The organism is Halopseudomonas sp. SMJS2 (assembly GCF_029866945.1).
Classification (GTDB): Bacteria; Pseudomonadota; Gammaproteobacteria; order Pseudomonadales; family Pseudomonadaceae; genus Halopseudomonas; species Halopseudomonas bauzanensis.
Genome location: NZ_CP123445.1, coordinates 2,469,109 through 2,486,947, shown reverse-complemented (window position 1 = coordinate 2,486,947; position 17,839 = coordinate 2,469,109). Strand labels below are relative to the sequence as shown.

14 protein-coding genes and 1 pseudogene are annotated in these 17,839 nt (G+C 60.7%); 10 read left to right on the top strand and 5 right to left on the bottom strand.

Going from position 1 to position 17,839, the window contains the following annotated elements:
- Nucleotides 1–12: 12 nt before the first annotated feature.
- From QAO71_RS11730 to QAO71_RS11715, 4 genes and pseudogenes are all read right to left on the bottom strand, one after another.
- Complete coding sequence (locus QAO71_RS11730) at nucleotides 13–267, bottom strand: DUF2892 domain-containing protein (RefSeq protein ID WP_051610712.1); 255 nt, start codon at nucleotides 265–267, stop codon at nucleotides 13–15.
- 10 nt (nucleotides 268–277) lie between these two features.
- The gene (locus QAO71_RS11725; RefSeq protein ID WP_036988649.1) at nucleotides 278–652 is read right to left on the bottom strand and encodes a Rho termination factor N-terminal domain-containing protein; all 375 of its coding nucleotides are present in this window, start codon (nucleotides 650–652) and stop codon (nucleotides 278–280) included.
- 25 nt (nucleotides 653–677) lie between these two features.
- Nucleotides 678–1,843 (bottom strand): annotated as a pseudogene (locus QAO71_RS11720) (zinc-dependent alcohol dehydrogenase).
- A 24-nt stretch (nucleotides 1,844–1,867) separates the two neighbouring features.
- Complete coding sequence (locus QAO71_RS11715; protein WP_036988651.1) at nucleotides 1,868–2,083, bottom strand: hypothetical protein; 216 nt, start codon at nucleotides 2,081–2,083, stop codon at nucleotides 1,868–1,870.
- Between the two features lie 187 nt (nucleotides 2,084–2,270).
- On the opposite strand from QAO71_RS11715, the gene QAO71_RS11710 reads away from it, so the two are divergent.
- Both QAO71_RS11710 and ligD read left to right on the top strand, forming a co-directional pair.
- Nucleotides 2,271–3,161 carry a Ku protein gene (locus QAO71_RS11710; RefSeq protein ID WP_280164500.1) on the top strand — a complete coding sequence of 297 codons (891 nt, stop codon included), beginning with the start codon at nucleotides 2,271–2,273 and terminating at the stop codon, nucleotides 3,159–3,161.
- A 32-nt stretch (nucleotides 3,162–3,193) separates the two neighbouring features.
- Entirely contained in the window at nucleotides 3,194–5,776 is a 2,583-nt protein-coding gene (gene ligD / locus QAO71_RS11705) for a DNA ligase D (protein ID WP_280164499.1), read from the top strand.
- A gap of 34 nt (nucleotides 5,777–5,810) precedes the next feature.
- Here the strand turns inward: ligD and QAO71_RS11700 are convergent, their stop codons facing one another.
- Nucleotides 5,811–6,158 carry a DUF3509 domain-containing protein gene (locus QAO71_RS11700; protein ID WP_074777967.1) on the bottom strand — a complete coding sequence of 116 codons (348 nt, stop codon included), beginning with the start codon at nucleotides 6,156–6,158 and terminating at the stop codon, nucleotides 5,811–5,813.
- A gap of 289 nt (nucleotides 6,159–6,447) precedes the next feature.
- Between QAO71_RS11700 and QAO71_RS11695 the strand changes: the two genes are divergently transcribed.
- The 8 genes from QAO71_RS11695 (at nucleotide 6,448) to glgB (ending at nucleotide 17,687) form a co-directional block, all read left to right on the top strand.
- Nucleotides 6,448–6,966, top strand: coding sequence for a ferritin-like domain-containing protein (locus tag QAO71_RS11695; RefSeq protein ID WP_036988658.1), 519 nt, complete (start codon nucleotides 6,448–6,450; stop codon nucleotides 6,964–6,966).
- A 147-nt stretch (nucleotides 6,967–7,113) separates the two neighbouring features.
- Nucleotides 7,114–7,278, top strand: a complete 165-nt coding sequence (locus QAO71_RS11690; RefSeq protein ID WP_036988660.1) for a general stress protein — start codon at nucleotides 7,114–7,116, stop codon at nucleotides 7,276–7,278.
- 165 nt (nucleotides 7,279–7,443) lie between these two features.
- The gene (locus QAO71_RS11685) at nucleotides 7,444–8,613 is read left to right on the top strand and encodes a hypothetical protein (RefSeq protein ID WP_280164498.1); all 1,170 of its coding nucleotides are present in this window, start codon (nucleotides 7,444–7,446) and stop codon (nucleotides 8,611–8,613) included.
- Nucleotides 8,614–8,623: 10 nt separating this feature from the next.
- On the top strand, nucleotides 8,624–9,343 hold the full coding sequence (locus tag QAO71_RS11680) for a ferritin-like domain-containing protein (RefSeq protein WP_280164497.1): 720 nt from the start codon (nucleotides 8,624–8,626) through the stop codon (nucleotides 9,341–9,343).
- An 11-nt stretch (nucleotides 9,344–9,354) separates the two neighbouring features.
- Complete coding sequence (locus tag QAO71_RS11675; protein ID WP_280164496.1) at nucleotides 9,355–10,209, top strand: SDR family oxidoreductase; 855 nt, start codon at nucleotides 9,355–9,357, stop codon at nucleotides 10,207–10,209.
- Nucleotides 10,202–12,178: an alpha-1,4-glucan--maltose-1-phosphate maltosyltransferase gene (locus tag QAO71_RS11670; protein ID WP_280164495.1), complete on the top strand. Its 1,977-nt coding sequence runs from the start codon at nucleotides 10,202–10,204 to the stop codon at nucleotides 12,176–12,178. Before QAO71_RS11675 ends, QAO71_RS11670 begins: the two co-directional genes overlap by 8 nt.
- 9 nt (nucleotides 12,179–12,187) lie before the next feature.
- Nucleotides 12,188–15,529 (top strand): maltose alpha-D-glucosyltransferase, encoded by a 3,342-nt coding sequence (gene treS, locus QAO71_RS11665; RefSeq protein WP_280164494.1) that lies wholly within the window; start codon nucleotides 12,188–12,190, stop codon nucleotides 15,527–15,529.
- The gene (glgB, locus tag QAO71_RS11660; RefSeq protein ID WP_280164493.1) at nucleotides 15,519–17,687 is read left to right on the top strand and encodes a 1,4-alpha-glucan branching protein GlgB; all 2,169 of its coding nucleotides are present in this window, start codon (nucleotides 15,519–15,521) and stop codon (nucleotides 17,685–17,687) included. Before treS ends, glgB begins: the two co-directional genes overlap by 11 nt.
- Nucleotides 17,688–17,839 lie beyond the last annotated feature (152 nt).

The window sequence follows — 17,839 nt, the reverse complement described above, 5'->3', positions numbered from 1 at the left end:
GGCTGGCGCGCTTCAGGTGCGTGGGGCGGTAGGCGTCACCCGTTGTGCACGTACCCGGCGCAGGTGTTGCTTGGTCGAGCTATAGCCCCGCGCGCCACGGTAGACCGCCGCAGCGCCCAGAGCCAGCTTGACCAGCCGCATTGGGCCCGGTCGGGCCAGGCCCTTGCCGATCAGTAGCAACCCGCCGCCGATGGATATCCACTTCTCGGTACTGCTGACATTCTTGGTCGCCGGCGGGCGGGTCAGGTCGCGTAATATCCGGTACATATTCGCCTCATCAGTTGCTTTTGCGCAGGGCATTGACCAACTCCTGCTTGCGCATGCTGGAGCGTCCCTTGATATCCCGCGCGCGGGCTTTGGCCATCAGCTGGTCCTTGGTCTGATCCTGCAGCGAAGCGGAGCGCGAGCCGGCCTTGCGGGTAGCCGCGGCCTGTTTGGCCGAATCGCTGCGGTCAGCGGCTTTGCTGCCGGAGGACTTCTTCTGGCCGGAGCCGCCAGAGCGATTGCCGCCACCGGACTGCTTGTTGACGGTAGCCCAGGCACGCGACTCGGCTTCCTTATCCGAGACGCCCTTGCGTTCGTAGCTCTTTTCTATGTGTTCAGCCTTGCGCTTCTGCTTGTCGGTGTATTTGTCTTTATCGCCTTGTGGCATGACGATTCTCCTCTTTGGATGAAAATCAGGGACGCAGGATGACCTTGCGGCATTCCTGCTCCTTGCGGTCGAACATCCGGTAGCCCTCGGCAGCCTGCTCCAGGCTCATGCGATGGCTGATGATGATGTCCGGATGCAGCTCACCCCGAACGATATGGTCGAGCAGTTTTGGCAGTACCGCATGCACATGGGTCTGGCCCATCTTGAAGGTCAGCCCTTTCTCGAAAGCATCGCCGAACAGGAAGCCATGGATGAATCCGGCATAGACGCCAGGAACGCTGACCGTACCGCCGCGGCGCACCGCGGCGATACTCTGGCGCAGGGCCTTGCCGCTGCTGCCTTCGAGCTTCAGGGTCTTGAGCACGGTTTCGGTGGTGCTGCCCTTGGCCTCGAACCCGACCGCGTCAATGACCGCATCGACGCCGCGCAGGCCGGCAGTGTTCTCGATAATGGCCGCCGCGGGGTCATCGTATTCATTGAAGTTGACCGGTATGACCCCATAGGTCTGGCGAGCGAACTCCAGGCGGTAGGCGTGATGGTCAACCATGAAGATCTGCTCGGCGCCCAGCAGGCGAGCGCAGGCAGCTGACATCAGGCCCACCGGGCCGGCGCCATAAATAGCCAGACTGCTGCCGGGCTTGATACCGGCATTGACTGCCGCCTGGTAACCCGTAGGCAGGATGTCGGTCAGAAACAGCACTTTCTCGTCATCCAGCTCGTTGGGGAACTTGAAGGTGCCCGCATTGGCTTTGGGCACACGCACGTATTCCGCCTGTCCACCCGGCACGCCACCATACAGATGGCTGTACCCGAACAGCGCTGCGCCCGGTGGAATCTGCTTCTTGTTGAGAATGGCACCGCGATCAGGGTTGGTGGTCTCGCAGGCGGCATGCAGGTCCAGGTTGCAGAAGAAACAATCACCACAGGCGATGACGAAGGGTACGATGACCTTGTCACCCTTGCTTACCGCCGTGACCGCACGACCGGCTTCCACCACCTCGCCGAGAAACTCATGGCCGAAGATGTCGCCATGTTTGACCTGCGGTATCGAACCCCGGTAGAGGTGCAGATCTGAGCCGCAGATGGCGGTGGAGGTCACCTTGAGAATGATGTCGTCATCTTCCAGGATGGTTGGGTCCGGCACGGTATCGACACGGACATCATGGCTGCATGGTAGGTGAGTGCGCGCATGCGGGTTCTCCAGGCGGGTAGCGGTCAGGGTTGATAGTTGTGGCCGGGCTCCGAGTCGGGATGCAGGATCGGAGAGATGCGAATATCGGTTATCTGGTCCGAGGAACTGTCGTCGTGGCGCGCCTCGACATGCGCCCGGGCCTGCTCGGGTGTCATGTGCTCGCCGGTGCTTTCCACCTCGATGTTCATGGGCTGGCTGTCGAGAATGTAGCTGATGAGAAACCGATGCTTCTGGCCCATTGGTCTGTTCCCCCGTTTCAGGTCGGCACTGATATCGCGGTATCCATACAGCTACAGACCTGCGGAAGCGGGATGTTGGTTCATTGTTTTTTCCGCCCGGCGGCCGGGCGGTCGCGGCTGCCGTCTATGGCCTGAACTTTCCTCGTCGTCGCCGGGTCATCCGTAGACAATGGCCGGGAGCAAGGTTATGGCACGGGCAATCTGGAAAGGCGCAATCAGTTTCGGTCTGGTACACATTCCGGTATCGCTGGTGTCCGCCACCAGCTCCAGTGGGGTCGATTTTGACTGGCTGGACGAGCGGACCATGGACCCGGTGGGCTACAAGCGGGTGAACAAGGTCACCGGCAAGGAAGTGGCCCGCGAGCACATCGTCAAGGGCGTAGAGCTGGAGAAGGGCAACTATGTTGTCATCAGCGAAGAGGAAATCCAGGCCGCTTTGCCGGAAGCCACCCAAACCATCGATATCTTCTCTTTTATCGACAGCGCGGCGATTCCGCTGCTGCATATCTCCAAGCCCTATTTCCTGGCACCTGACCGGCGCGGCGAGAAGGTCTACGCCCTGCTGCGCGAAACCCTGATCAGCACCGGCAAAGTTGCGCTGGCCCATGTGGTGGTGCGCACCAAACAGAGCCTGGCGGCACTGATGCCGCTGGACTCGGCGTTGGCGCTGATCATGCTGCGCTGGCCTTCAGAGGTGCGCGACATCGCCTATCTGGAGCTGAAAAGCAGCATCACCAAAGCCAAGCCTACCGCCAAGGAGCTGGACATGGCCAAGCGTCTGGTGGAAGACATGGCTGGCGAATGGGAACCGGATGAGTACCGCAACACCTTCGAGGACGAGATCATGGCTCTGGTGGAGGAGAAGGCCAGTGCCGGTGAAATCCAGGCCGTGGAAACCGTCGATCAGGACGAGGAGCGCCAAACTGCCGATGTGGTGGACTTGACCGAGCTGCTGAAACGAAGCCTGGGCGGAGCCAAGAACGCCAAGGGGAGCAAAGATAGCAAAGGCGGCAAGGGCGGCACGCGCAAGGCCAGCGATTCGGGCGCAGGTACACCTCGCCGGAAGAAATCCGGATGAACCTCCTCTGAGCAGCCCACGGAGCACTGCCGATGCCCAGACCCCTGACCGAATACAACCGCAAACGGGATTTCGAGAAAACCCGTGAGCCTCCAGGACAGACAACGCGAGGTAAGCGAGCAGCGGCGGGCTCCCTGAGCTTCGTCATCCAGAAACATGCTGCCCGCCGATTGCATTACGATTTCCGTCTTGAGCTCGATGGCACGCTGGTGAGCTGGGCGGTGCCCAAGGGGCCGAGCCTGGACCCGAAGGACAAGCGGCTGGCGGTACATGTGGAAGACCACCCGCTGAGCTACGGCGATTTCGAGGGCAGCATTCCCAAGGGGCAATACGGTGGAGGTGATGTCATCGTTTGGGATCACGGCGTATGGCAGCCCCAGGGTGACCCGCGCAAGAGTTATAAGGACGGCAAACTCAAATTCACGCTGATCGGTGAAAAGCTGGCCGGCGACTGGACCCTGGTACGGACTCGGCTGCCGGGCAGCGGTGACAAGGAGCAATGGTTGCTGATCAAGGAGAAGGACCACGCTGCCCGGCCCAGCGATGAGTACGACGTTGTACGCGAGCGGCCCGAGAGTGTGCTGTCCGGGGCGGTCATCGATGAAAAGACCGGCCGTACCGTTGCCGCTGAGTCATCAAGTAAGAGTAAGGCCGCCAAAGCCCAGCCCAAGGTTACTCCTCCAGCCCCCAAGGCGAAGCCGACCAAAGCCAGGAGCAAGGCCAACGCCAAGGCCGGGAGCTTCCCCGCGGTGCTCGCACCGCAACTGGCAACGCTGGCTAGCAGCCCGCCGGCAGGTGATTGGTTGTACGAGATCAAATTCGACGGTTACCGCCTGATGGTGCGGTTTGATGCCAAGGGCAACGTCACTGTGTTTACCCGCAATGGGCATGACTGGAGCCATCGGTTGCCGGCACAGGTGAAAGAACTGCGCATGCTGGGGCTGAAAAACAGCTGGCTGGATGGCGAATTGGTGGTGCTGGACGAAGATGGCATGCCGGATTTCCAGGCGCTGCAGAATGCTTTCGATACCGAGCGCAGCCAGCAGATGCTCCTCTACCTGTTCGATGCACCCTTCCTCAATGATGACGACCTGCGGCAACAACCACTGGAGACCCGGCGGGCCGCGCTGGACCGGATACTATCCGCGCATGCGGGAGAGTTGCTGCGCTTCTCCGATATCTTCGATGCGGACTATGGGTCCATTTTCAAGAGCGCCTGCGCCATGTCCCTGGAAGGCATTATCGGCAAGCGGGCCGGCAGCCCTTACGTTTCCCGGCGCAGCGCCGACTGGATCAAACTCAAGTGTAAACAGCGCCAGGAATTCGTGATCATTGGCTTTACCGCGCCCAAGGGCAGTCGCAGCGGATTCGGTTCCTTGCTGCTTGGCGTACATGATGCAGATAAAAACGAGCTGGTCTATGCGGGCCGGGTCGGCACCGGTTTCAACCAGGCGCGGATCAGCACCATTCATCAGCAACTGAAGAAATTGCAACAGGAGCGCCAGCCGGTCAACGGCACCGTGCCTGATTCCCGCAGCGCCACCTGGGTCAAGCCGCAACTGGTATGCGAGGTGGAGTTTGCCGAGTGGACGGGAGCCGGTGTGATCAGGCAGCCGGTCTTCATCTCGCTGCGCACCGACAAGCCCGCCGAGGAGATCATTCGGGAGCAGCCTCTGGCGCCGGAGCAGGTGGAAAAGATCATGGGGCGCAAAAAGGTTTCCGGCAATGTCGCCGGGGTCAGGATCAGCAACGCGCAGCGGCAGGTCGACCAGAGCAGTGGCGCCACCAAGGGCGAACTGGCGGCGTTTTACGAGAGCATTTCGGACTGGGCTGTGCCCCATCTGGCTGGGCGGCCGGTATCCCTGTTGCGTGCACCCGAGGGCGTGGACGGCGAGACATTCTTCCAGAAGCATGCCGAGCGGCTCGCCATTCCCAATATTCGGCATCTCGACCCCGCGCTGGATCCCGAGCACGGCAGCTACATGGAAGTGAACAACGTCCGGGCGCTGGTCGGTGCGGTACAAATGGGCACCATCGAATTCCATACCTGGGGCGCCGGCAGCAGTAACATCGACAGACCCGATCGCCTCACGCTGGATCTGGACCCGGATCCCGACCTGCCTTGGAAAAGCATGCTTGAGGCGACGGAGCTGGTACTGGCGGTGCTCGACGAACTGGGGTTGGAAAGCTGGCTGAAAACCAGCGGCGGCAAGGGTATGCACATCATCATTCCACTGGCGCGGCATATCGATTGGGAAACGGCGAAGAACTTCAGTCGGGCGATTTCAGCCTTTATGGCGCAGCAGCTACCGGATCGGTTCACCGCGAAGATGGGACCGCGCAACCGGGTCGGCAAGATCTTCATCGATTATCTGCGCAACCAGTTCGGTGCCAGTACCGTGGCCGCCTATTCTGTACGGGCGCGCCCCGGATTACCGGTATCGGTGCCCATCGCACGGGATGAATTGCAGGGGCTGCGCAGTGCGGCGCAGTGGCATATCGGTAATCTGCATCAGCGTCTGGCGCAGCTCACCGAGGATCCCTGGGCGGGATACCGTAATCGTCAACGTATCAAACAGGAGCATTGGCAGCAGCTGAATGCGAAAGCCCCCTGATCAGCAGGGGGCTTTCGGGCTGTGCCTGGCTTTGTCAGCCATTGCCTCGGTGGGCAGAAGCCTTCATCGCCAGGCGGCGCCGCTCCCACAGGCTGGCTGCACGAGTCTTGTGCAGGCGGCCATTGTTATAGGTCGGCAGACTGGATACATCGATAGTGCCGATCACTTCCCGGGTAGGGGCCTGCCCCTTTGCGAGCATAAGATCCAACTGTACCCGGCGCAGGAGCTGATGGGCACCTTTTGGATCATTGGGCAGCACACGTCTGAGTTCCTTTCCATCCGCGGACTTGACTATCAGAACAGCACTGCCATCAGGTCTTTCCTGCGTGGAAATATTGCAATCCGGCAATGCAGCGCGCCATACGCTCATATCGGTAAGCATTGTGTCCTCCAGAGTGGTTGGTGGTTGATTCAACTTAGACGAGACGATCGAGATTGCAAATTGAGGAAGTGGTAATCCGATAGAAGGAGGCCGCGTCCCGTGTCGTTATTTATAAGTTATAAGCGGGGTAATGTTTCACTCTGTGTCTCTTGGCTATCATTACGATGTTGTTGTGCTTCAGGTGTGGTTTGAATGTGCCAGCAATTATTACAGGCCCAACTTTGCTGGGAAGTGAGTGTCTATTTCTGTGCGTAACAACTTCATATATTTAAGCGTAACGGAGACCTCCATGACTACGAATCAACACCCGCGAGAAAACCTGCTCGACTGGCTGCGCGATGCTCATGCCATGGAGCTGCAGGCAGAAACCATGTTGTCATCCCAATCGGCCCGGCTGGAACATTACCCCGTGCTCAAGGCCAGGATCGACCAGCATATCCAGGAGACACGTGGCCAACAGGAACGACTGGAAGCCTGTATCAAACGGCTCGGCAGCAGCCCTTCGACGATCAAGGATATCGGCGGCAAGCTGATGGCAATGGCCCAGGGCGTATCCGGCATGGTGATGGGCGATGAAGTGGTGAAAGGTGCCATGAGCGGTTATGTGTTCGAGCATATGGAAATCGCCTCCTACACCATTCTCAGTGCGGCGGCGAAAGCGGCTGGCGATATGGATACCCAACAAGTATGCGAGCAGAATCTGCGGGAAGAAGTCGCCATGGCTGAGTGGCTGCTGCAACACCTTCCCGAAGTCACCCAAGCCTTTCTCGCACGCTCGGCCAACCCGGATACGGAAGCGAAACGTTAGTCTTTCGTGACGTTATATTCGGTAATGAAATGATGATTATTGGATATAAAAAAAGATCTGAACGAGTTCCAGTTCCTCCGGCCTATTAATAGTGAGTTCCATTGGTGGAACCCGCTATTAACTTCGAAACGAAACGGGAGAACAGAAATGACTGAACATCGTGGTGGTAAAGGTAATTTCGCTGAAGATCCCAAGCGGGCATCGGAAGCCGGAAAGAAGGGTGGACAAAACAGCGGTGGTAACTTCAAGAATAACCCGCAGCGCGCATCCGAAGCCGGCCAGAAGGGCGGCGAGAAGAGCCGGCGCAGCTGATTCGATGGCGGCGGGGAGACCCATCTCCCGCCGCCGTTTTCTATCTGGTGACGAAGCGCCGGACGAGAGTTTTGCGGTAAGCCGTCCTGGTTGGTTGTCAGGCGATTTACTCGAAGATTCTTTCTGCATTCCCCTCGAACCCTAGCGTTTGCGACAGGAGGCATCATGCACGGTCTTTCCGGAATCCTGGACAATCAAGGCACCCCGCTGGAAAAGCAGCAATTTACCTGGAAGGAAATGGCCAGCCGGCCAATGAGCAAGCTGGACGATGATGCGTTTACCCGGGTGCGGATCATCCTCATGAATGGCGTGGAAGCGGATGCATTGCGGGTCAAGCACATGCTTGCGCGCTTCGACAAACGACTGCAGCTGCCCTTGGCCCAGATCCGCCGAGTCGAGCAGCATCAATGCACTGCGGTCAACTGGCTGCTCTCTGCGGACCATTCGCCGCTGGAAACCACGATCGCCTATGAACAGGTGGCGATAGAAGTGACCGCTGCGGTGGCGCAGAACGAACCCGATCCCTACCAGGCGCAGACGTATCGCTTTGGCCTGCTCGAGGATTTTGATCATCTCTATCGCTATGCGGCGATGCTCGACCGGCTGGAAGGGAAGGACGCCAACAACATCCTGCAGGGTTATACCGACCTGGTGCCGGGGCGTAAAACCTCCGAACACCACCGGGCGCCGGAAAGCGACCTGCGGGAAAATTACGACAAGAATGACGCGGATTTGATCACCAAGATCCATGCGGCACTGATCACCGGCGCCGAATACCAGACCCACGACTACTACATGAACATCGGGCCGACCTTCACCGATCCGGTTGCACGCATGCTCTACGCGGAAATCGCCTCGGTGGAGGAGCAGCACGTGACTCAATATGGCTCGCTCATGGATCCTGCGGAAAGCCTGATGGAAAAGTGGCTGGTGCACGAGGCGATGGAGGTCTATGCCTACGCCAGTTGCGCCGAACAGGAAGAAAACCCCCGGATCAAGGCGTTGTGGGAACGCTTCCTCGATTACGAGTTGGGCCATCTGAATATGGCCTGCGACATCTTCAAGCAGATTGATCGGCGCGACCCGGCCGAAGTGCTGGGCGGTACATTGCCGAGCATGATCCAGTTCAAGAGTCAGCGCGACTTCGTACGCAAGGTCCTGGCTGAAGAAACCGATCTGCGCACCTCCGGTAGCGCCTACGTACCCAAGGAGCAGGAAAGCCCGCTGTCGTTGGAATACCGTCGCCATATCAATTCCGAGGGGATCGCATCAGATATTGTCTCCGCCGGTTATGACTGGGCGCCCGGTACTGAGTTGAACCGCAAAACCCCGTGAGGACCTGACAATGAATAAAGCAGCCAAACTCGGACACAACTTCACCGGGGCCCAGATGTCACCCGAAGACACCCGCAAGATGGTGGAATACGTCGGTGAGCGGCCCGCCGACGTGCCGGGCGATGCCTCGGCGCTAGCCCATGCCCGCGAGCAGATGAACCGCGAAGAGGGCGACGTCGGTTCGGTGCCCATTCCCGGGTCGGTCAAAGGCATGCTGAAAAGCACCTTCGACAAGATCCTGGGCAACGATCCGGAACTGCTGATCGACAAATTGGGCGAACGGCTGGCCTTCGAGCGCACCGGGGTACGCCTGTATGAGGCGTTGATTGCCAAGGCGGGTGCCTGCGAGACCGGCGCGGAGCTGATCCCGACGCTCAGGCAGATCCGCGATGATGAAGAGGCGCACATGTTCCTGCTGGTCGATGCTCTGGAATCCCTCGGCGCCGATCCAACGGCGCAGACGCCCTGCGCCGACCTCGCCGGGGTGGTCGGCTCGGGAGCGCTGAAGGTGATCACCGATCCGCGGACCAATCTGGCTCAGGCATTGAACGCCATGCTCACCATCGAATTGACCGACAACGCCGCCTGGGAGTTGCTGATCAAGCTGGCTGATGATGGCGGGCACGCCAATATCGGCAGCAGCTTCACCCATGCTCTGACTGAAGAACAGCGCCATCTCAATACCATCCGATCACTGCTGGCCCGCGAGCTGGGTGTGAGCGGACACTGAGGAGACCCGCCATGAACGATAAACAGACACCCCCTCCGCAGCATCAGGAGGAGCCCGGTTCCGAGGAGCAGATGCATCCGCAACCGGAATTCATTTCCGAGCACTATCGGTCAGGCGGCAAGTTGCAGGGCAAGGTGGCCGTGGTAACCGGCGCTGACAGCGGCATCGGCCGCGCGGTCGTGGTGCATTACGCACGGGAGGGCGCCAAGGTCGCCTTGCTCTATCTCGACTCCCATGAGGATGCACGCAAGACCGAGGATGAAATCCGCAAGGCCGGCGGCGAAGTTATCACCCTGGCTGGCGATGTGGCTGACGAAGGTTTCTGTCGCAAGGTCGTCGAGGAGGTGACCGGCAATTGGGGGCGGATTGATGTGCTGGTCAACAATGCTGGCGAACAGCACCCTCAGGAGAAGCTTGAAGACATCACCGCGGACCAATGGCAGCAAACCTTCCGCACCAACATCTTCGGTATGTTTCTGCTGACCAAGGCCGCGCTGCCGCATATTCCCGAGGGTGGAGCAATCATCAACACTACCTCGATCACTGCCTACAAGGGCAACCCGGTGCTGATCGACTACTCCGCCACCAAGGGCGCGATCGTCAGCTTTACCCGTGCTCTGGCAATGAACCTCAGCAGTCGCGGTATTCGCGTCAATGGCGTCGCCCCGGGTCCCATCTGGACGCCGCTGATTCCCTCGACCTTCTCGGCGGAGCAGGTATCGGAGTTCGGCGGCAACACGCCTATGGGCCGGCCTGGGCAACCAGCGGAATTGGCCCCGGCCTATGTCTACCTGGCCTGTTCCGACTCTTCCTACATGAGCGGCCAGGTGTTGCACATCAATGGGGGCACGGTCCTCAATGGCTGAGCTGCTGACAGCCGAACAGGCTGTCAGCCTGCCGCGGATCGCTATCGAGTCGATTACACCGACCGTGGAACAGGGTCGCTACGCGGCCAAGGCCGTACAGGGTCGGCCCTTGATATTGTCTGCGGTGCTGGTATGCGACGGACACGGCAAGCTGGCGGCTGAGGTCATCTGGCGCCGGGCCGATGATCAGGCGGGATGGCAACGGCTGCCGCTGGCGCCGCGAGGTAATGACCTGTGGCAGGCTGAGCTGACCCCACGGCAGGCTGACAAGCTGCATTTTGCGATAGAAGCCTGGGTGGATGCCTGGGCTTCCTATTGCGATGAGCTTGGCAAGAAATACCAGGCGGGTGTGTCGGTGGAGCTGGAGTTGCAGGAGGGGGAGCGGCTGCTCCAGGACACCCTGGCACAGGCCGAGCCGGCCCACATCGATATGCTTCAGGAGCTATTGGTGGAATTGGCTGAAGCCCGCGACACCGATGCCCAGGTAACCCTGCTGCTGAGCCCTCATACCGGGCATATCATGCGGTTGGCCGGCCAACGCGCCCAGTTGGTACGCAGTGCCGAGTATCCGCTGGATGTTGAGCGTCCACTGGCGGAATTCGCCAGTTGGTACGAGCTGTTTCCACGCTCGCAGACCGAGCATGTGAATCGCCATGGCACCTTCGATGACGTCATTCAGCGGTTGCCGGATATCGCCCGCATGGGGTTCGATGTGCTGTATTTTCCGCCAATCCATCCCATCGGGCTGACCCATCGGAAAGGGCCGAACAACAGTCTGCAGGCCGGCCCGAACGACCCCGGCAGTCCGTACGCCATCGGTAGCGAGGAGGGCGGCCACGATGCCCTGCATCCATTGCTGGGGGACCTGGAGGATTTCCATCGCCTGGTCACCGCAGCTCGGTCCCATGATCTGGAAGTGGCCCTGGATTTTGCCATCCAGTGCTCGCCGGACCATCCCTGGCTGCGCGAGCACCCCGGCTGGTTCAACTGGCGCCCAGACGGCAGCATCCGCTATGCGGAGAACCCGCCAAAAAAATACGAAGATATCGTCAATGTCGAATTCTATGCCGAGGACGCAATGCCAGACCTGTGGCTGGCGTTGCGTGACGTGGTGCTGTTCTGGGTCGAGCAGGGGGTGACCCTGTTTCGGGTCGACAACCCACATACCAAGCCGCTGCCGTTTTGGGAGTGGCTGATTGCAGACATTCGCCAGCGGCATCCGGGGGTGATTTTCCTGGCCGAGGCCTTTACCCGGCCGGCAATGATGGCGCGGCTCGGCAAGATCGGCTTCAGCCAGAGCTACACCTACTTCACCTGGCGCAATACCAAGCAGGAGCTGGAAAGCTATTTCACCGAACTGAACCAGCCGCCCTGGCGCGATTGCTATCGGCCGAACTTCTTCGTCAACACGCCGGATATCAACCCGTACTTCCTGCAGCGCTCCGGGCGCGCCGGCTTTCTCATCCGCGCGGCCCTGGCGACCATGGGCTCGGGGTTGTGGGGCATGTATTCGGGGTTCGAGCTCTGCGAGGCGGAGCCGCTGCCCGGGCGCGAGGAGTACCTGGATTCGGAGAAGTACCAGCTGCGGCCACGCAATTGGCACGCACCGGGCAACATCATCGGTGAGATCGCCCGGCTCAACCGCATCCGCCGCAATAACCCGGCACTGCAGACTCACCTGGGCTTTCAGGCGTACCACGTCTGGAATGACAACATCCTGTACTTCGGCAAACGCACCGCGGATCTGTCGAACTTCATCCTGGTGGCCGTCTGCCTGGATCCGTTCAACGCCCAGGAAGCACACTTTGAACTGCCGCTGTGGGAGTTCGGTCTGAATGATGACGCCACCACCCATGGTGAGGACCTGATGAAAGGCCATACCTGGTTATGGCACGGCAAGACCCAGTGGATGCGTATCGAACCCTGGTATCTGCCCTTTGGAATATGGCGTATCCGACCTGCGGCCTGAGGTGTGATCATGGCAAGACGAGCCCGAGCACGAGCCTTTCTCAACGACCCGTGCTGGTACAAGGATGCAATCATCTATCAGATTCACGTGAAGTCCTTCTTCGATGCCAACAACGATGGCATCGGTGATTTCGCGGGCCTGATCCAGAAGCTCGACTACATCGTCGATCTGGGCGTGAACACGCTCTGGCTGTTGCCTTTCTACCCTTCGCCCCGGCGCGATGACGGCTATGACATCGCCGATTACCGCGGGGTGCATTCGGACTACGGCAGCATGGCCGATGTGCGCCGCTTCATTCGCGAAGCGCACAAGCGCGGCCTGCGGGTGGTCACCGAGCTGGTGATCAACCATACCTCCGACCAGCATCCCTGGTTCCAGCGGGCGCGGCTGGCACCCAAGGGTTCGCAGGCGCGCAACTTCTATGTCTGGTCCGATACCGATCAGATCTACCAGGGCACGCGCATCATCTTCCTCGATACCGAAACATCCAACTGGACCTGGGACCCGGTCGCAGGCCAGTTCTTCTGGCATCGTTTCTACTCGCACCAGCCGGACCTGAATTTCGACAATCCCCAGGTGCTGCGGGCGGTGCTGTCGGTGATGCGCTTCTGGCTGGATATGGGGGTGGATGGCATGCGCCTGGACGCCATTCCCTATCTGATCGAGCGCGACGGCACCAACAACGAGAACCTGCCGGAAACCCACCAGGTCCTGAAGAAGATTCGCGCCGAGCTGGATGCCAGCTATCCCGACCGCATGTTGCTGGCCGAAGCCAACCAGTGGCCCGAGGACACCCAGCTGTATTTTGGGGGCGAGGACGGCGGCCCGGGCGACGAATGCCATATGGCCTTCCATTTTCCGCTGATGCCGCGCATGTACATGGCCATCGCCCAGGAAGACCGTTTCCCGATCACCGATATCCTGCGCCAGACACCGGACATCCCGGACAACTGCCAGTGGGCGATCTTCCTGCGCAATCACGATGAACTGACGCTGGAGATGGTGACCGATCAGGAGCGTGACTACTTGTGGAACTACTATGCGGCGGACCGCCGTGCGCGCATCAACCTGGGCATTCGCCGGCGCCTGGCGCCGCTGGTGGAGCGTGACCGGCGGCGTATCGAGCTGCTCAACAGCCTGCTGCTGTCCATGCCGGGCACGCCAACACTGTATTACGGTGACGAGATCGGCATGGGCGACAATATCTTTCTTGGCGACCGGGATGGCGTACGTACGCCGATGCAGTGGTCCACCGACCGCAACGGTGGATTCTCCCGGGCCGACCCGGCCAGCATGGTGCTGCCGCCGATCATGGATCCGCTGTATGGCTACCAGACCGTCAACGTCGAATCCCAGGCCCGCGATGCCCATTCGCTGTTGAACTGGACCCGGCGCATGCTCACGGTCCGCAAGCAGCAGCAAGCCTTTGGCCGTGGCACGCTGAAGATGCTGGCGCCGGCCAACCGCAAGGTCATCGCCTATCTGCGCGAGTTCACCACCGAGGAGGGCCGCCACGAGATCATCCTGTGCGTCGCCAACCTGTCGCGGGCGGCCCAGGCTACTGAGCTGGATCTATCTGCCTGGGCCGGCAAGGTGCCAGTGGAAATGCTGGGCGGCAGCAGCTTTCCACCGATCGGCCAGCTGCATTATCTGCTGACGTTGCCGCCCTATGGCTTCTACTGGTTCGTGTTGGCGGATGAAAGCCAGATGCCCAGTTGGCATATCGAGCCGGTGCAATCGCTGCCGGAGCTGGCCACCCTGGTCATCAAGCACGATATGGCCGACCTGCTGAAGGACGCCTGCCGTCGAGTGCTGGAGCGGGAAATCCTGCCCCAGTGGCTGGCCAAGCGCCGCTGGTTTTCCGGCTCGACCGACGCCGGTGAGCCAATTCGGCTGCGCTATGCGATCCCTTTCTGCGAACAGAGCGAGCCCTGCGTGCTTTGTGAGGTGACGGTGGGAGACGCGCACTATCAGCTGCCATTGGGCTATCTGCGCAATACCGATACACCGGACATGTCCGGTCAGACCGCTGCGGCCTTCGCGCTGGCGCGCCTGCGTCGCGGACCACGACTGGGACTGCTGACCGATGCCACCATGTTGCCGGGTTTTACCCGCAAGGTAATCGACAATATGCGCCGCCATCAGGTGGTGTACGAGCAGGGCGTGGAGATCCGCTTCAGCGCCGGGGCCAAGCTTGCGCAGCAGGAGGAGCGGCCCGACGAGGAAATCCTGCCGTTGGCAGTGGAACAGTCCAATACCTCGGTGCTCATCGGTGAGCGGATGATGTTGAAGGTCATCCGCCGGGTGATGCCCGGCATACACCCGGAAATCGAAATGGGCCGCTTTCTCACCGAACGTGAGTTTCCTGCTATCGCACCGTTGCTGGGCGAGGTGCAGCGCATCGATGAAACCGGCGAGAGCCATACCCTGATGATTCTGCAGGGTTATGTGGACAGCCAGGGGGATGCCTGGCAATGGACTCGCGACACCCTGGAGCGGGCCATCCGTGATCAACTGGCGGGTGGGCTGTCAGAGCAGGAGAACCAGTACACGGCGCTGGCCGAATTGCAGGCCTTTGCCGGCACGTTGGGTCGGCGTCTGGGCGAAATGCACCTGTTGCTGGCCGACCCGCAGGGCGGCGAGGGCTTCGGTTTCGCAGTTGCCACCCAGGCTGACTGTGCTCAGTGGGGTGAACATATCGGCGAACAACTGCAGGGCGCGCTCAACGCAATCGATCAACATCGCGCGCAGCTCGACGCGGTGGCTGCCGAACAGGCCCAATGGTTGTTGGCGCGGCGTGGAGAACTGAGCGAGGCGGTGAAAGCGCTGGCGCAACGCTGTACTGGAGGCGTGCGCATCCGCGTGCATGGCGATCTGCACCTGGGGCAGGTGCTGGTAGTGCAGGGCGATGCCTGTTTCATCGATTTCGAGGGGGAGCCAACCCGCAGCCTGCCGCAGCGGCGTGAGCGTCAGAGCCCCATGAAGGACGTCACCGGCATGCTGCGCTCCTTCGATTACGCTGGAGCAATGGCGCTGCGAAGCATCCACGGCACCGATCAGTCGGAGCAGGCACAGCAGGCCCGACAACATATCTGCGCGGCCTATCGCGAGCAGGCCGCGCACGCCTTTCTGACATCTTATCTGGAGGTTGCCAGCGACCTGCCCCATACCTGGGCGGAGCAGGGCACCCCGGCGGCGTTGGCGCTGTTCAGTATCGAAAAGGCGGCCTATGAAGTGGATTACGAGGCCCGTTACCGGCCCGACTGGCTGGACGTGCCCTTGGGAGGATTGATTGGTTTATGCAAATCGCTGATGGAGAACGGCCCTGATGAGCAACCGGATGAGCACTGACAATGGGGATATCCAGGCCCTGATCCGTGCCGAACACGGCAATCCCTTTGCCTTCCTCGGCCCCCATGATCAGGATGGCGTCGTCCAGGTGCGTACCTGGCAACCGGGTGCGCTGGAAGTCCAATTGCTGGATGAGGACGGACAACTGATCGGCCCCATGGACGAGCCTGTTCCGGGCCTGTTCACCAGCGCACTCGACCAGCGTCGCCGCTACCGCCTGCGTATCCATTGGAACGGTGGGGTGCAGGAAACAGAAGATCCCTATGCCTTCGGCCCGCAGCTGGGGGAGATGGATATCTACCTGTTCGGTGAAGGCAACCATCGCCGTCTCGGCCAATGCTTCGGTGCCCAGCCTTGGGTGGCCGATGGTGTGTCTGGCGTGCGTTTCGTGGTCTGGGCGCCGAATGCCCGGCGGGTGTCGGTGGTTGGCAATTTCAACAGCTGGGATGGCCGCCGGCACCCCATGCGGCTGCATCCAGGCGGCGGCATCTGGGAATTGTTCATTCCCCGGCTTGGCCCGGGTGAGGTCTACAAATACGAAATCCTTGGCCAGGACGGACTCCTGCCACTGAAGGCCGATCCCGTCGCGCTGGCCACCGAGAAACCGCCGGCCACCGGTTCGGTGGTAGCTGCCGGGACGGATTTCCAGTGGGGTGACCAGCACTGGATGGACGAGCGGGCGGGGCGTCAGTCCAATACCAGACCGCTGGCGATTTACGAAGTGCATACCGGCTCCTGGCGGCAGACCAGTGAAGCTGGTGGTGAGCCGCTGGGTTGGGCGGAACTGGCCGAGCAGCTGATTCCCTATGTGCAGGATATGGGGTTTACCCACATCGAATTGCTGCCGGTGATGGAGCACCCATTTGGCGGCTCCTGGGGGTATCAACCCTTGTCGCAGTTCGCTCCCACCGCCCGGCATGGTACGCCGGCGGACTTCGCCGGCTTCGTCGACGCCTGCCACCGGGCTGGCATCGGCGTCATTCTGGATTGGGTGCCGGCGCACTTTCCGGGCGACGCCCACGGGCTGGGGCTATTCGATGGCACCGCGCTCTACGAATATGCCCATCCCTTCGAGGGTTGGCATCCGGACTGGGATACCCACATCTACAACCTGGGGCGTACCGAGGTGCACGGCTTCATGCTGGCCTCGGCGCTGCACTGGCTGCGCGAATATCATGTCGATGGGCTACGGGTCGATGCGGTGGCGTCCATGCTGTACCGGGACTACTCACGCAAGAGCGGCGAATGGATACCCAACCGCCACGGCGGCCGGGAGAACCTGGAGGCCATCGAGTTCCTGCGACACCTGAATGATGTGGTCGCCACTGAAGCACCAGGCGCACTGGTGATCGCGGAGGAGTCCACCGCCTGGCCGGGCGTCAGCCAACCGACCCGGGAAGGTGGCCTGGGTTTTACCGGCAAGTGGAACATGGGCTGGATGCACGACACCCTCAATTACATCAAGGAAGATCCGCTGCACCGCCGGCATCATCATCAGCAGATCACCTTCGGGTTGTTATATGCCTTCACCGAGCATTTCATTCTGCCGATCTCCCATGACGAGGTGGTGCACGGCAAGGGCTCGTTGCTCGGCAAGATGCCCGGCGACCGCTGGCAGCAATTCGCCAACTTGCGGTTGTACCTATCCTTCATGTGGAGCCACCCGGGCAAGAAACTGCTGTTCATGGGCTGCGAGTTCGGCCAGTGGCGCGAATGGAGCCATGATGCGCAGCTGGACTGGTATCTGCTCAGCTATGACGACCATCGCGGCGTACACGATCTGGTGCGAGAGCTGAATCGGCTGTATACCGAGCAACCGGCATTGCACCAGCGTGATCACAGTGCCGACGGGTTCCAATGGTTGATCGGTGACGACAGCAGCAACAGCGTTTATGCCTGGCTACGGCGGGGCGAGGACGGAGCCATGGTGCTGGTGGTGCACAACTTCACCCCGGTGCTGCGCAGCGACTATCGGGTCGGTGTGCCCGAAGCGGGGGGCTGGCAAATACTGTTGAACAGTGATGACCATGCTTTCGCCGGCTCGGGTGCGGGCAGCAAGGGAGAAGTGTGGACCGAGGAGCGCGACAGTCACGGCCAGCCCTGTTCCCTGCGCCTGGACCTGCCGCCACTGGGAACGTTGATTCTGGCGCGGCCTTGAGCTGTTCTGGTAACCCGCTGGTCGAGCTGGTGCTCGACCGTCCCAGGAGGCTGGCGGGAAAGGCTTTGCGGCCAAGGCCGCTCTCACAAATTGAACGACCCCAAAGTTGATGGGTGTGGGGCAGCAGGGCTTGAGGTTTGCGGGCTGGGCTC

Coding starts and splice junctions, on each gene's coding strand:
- QAO71_RS11675 (WP_280164496.1), top strand. CDS start 9,355: ATGAACGATAAACAGACACCCCCTCCGCAGCATCAGGAGGAGCCCGGT.
- QAO71_RS11685 (WP_280164498.1), top strand. CDS start 7,444: ATGCACGGTCTTTCCGGAATCCTGGACAATCAAGGCACCCCGCTGGAA.
- QAO71_RS11730 (WP_051610712.1), bottom strand. CDS start 267: ATGTACCGGATATTACGCGACCTGACCCGCCCGCCGGCGACCAAGAAT.
- QAO71_RS11715 (WP_036988651.1), bottom strand. CDS start 2,083: ATGGGCCAGAAGCATCGGTTTCTCATCAGCTACATTCTCGACAGCCAG.
- QAO71_RS11670 (WP_280164495.1), top strand. CDS start 10,202: ATGGCTGAGCTGCTGACAGCCGAACAGGCTGTCAGCCTGCCGCGGATC.
- ligD (WP_280164499.1), top strand. CDS start 3,194: ATGCCCAGACCCCTGACCGAATACAACCGCAAACGGGATTTCGAGAAA.
- QAO71_RS11725 (WP_036988649.1), bottom strand. CDS start 652: ATGCCACAAGGCGATAAAGACAAATACACCGACAAGCAGAAGCGCAAG.
- QAO71_RS11700 (WP_074777967.1), bottom strand. CDS start 6,158: ATGCTTACCGATATGAGCGTATGGCGCGCTGCATTGCCGGATTGCAAT.
- QAO71_RS11690 (WP_036988660.1), top strand. CDS start 7,114: ATGACTGAACATCGTGGTGGTAAAGGTAATTTCGCTGAAGATCCCAAG.
- QAO71_RS11710 (WP_280164500.1), top strand. CDS start 2,271: ATGGCACGGGCAATCTGGAAAGGCGCAATCAGTTTCGGTCTGGTACAC.
- glgB (WP_280164493.1), top strand. CDS start 15,519: ATGAGCACTGACAATGGGGATATCCAGGCCCTGATCCGTGCCGAACAC.
- QAO71_RS11680 (WP_280164497.1), top strand. CDS start 8,624: ATGAATAAAGCAGCCAAACTCGGACACAACTTCACCGGGGCCCAGATG.
- treS (WP_280164494.1), top strand. CDS start 12,188: ATGGCAAGACGAGCCCGAGCACGAGCCTTTCTCAACGACCCGTGCTGG.
- QAO71_RS11695 (WP_036988658.1), top strand. CDS start 6,448: ATGACTACGAATCAACACCCGCGAGAAAACCTGCTCGACTGGCTGCGC.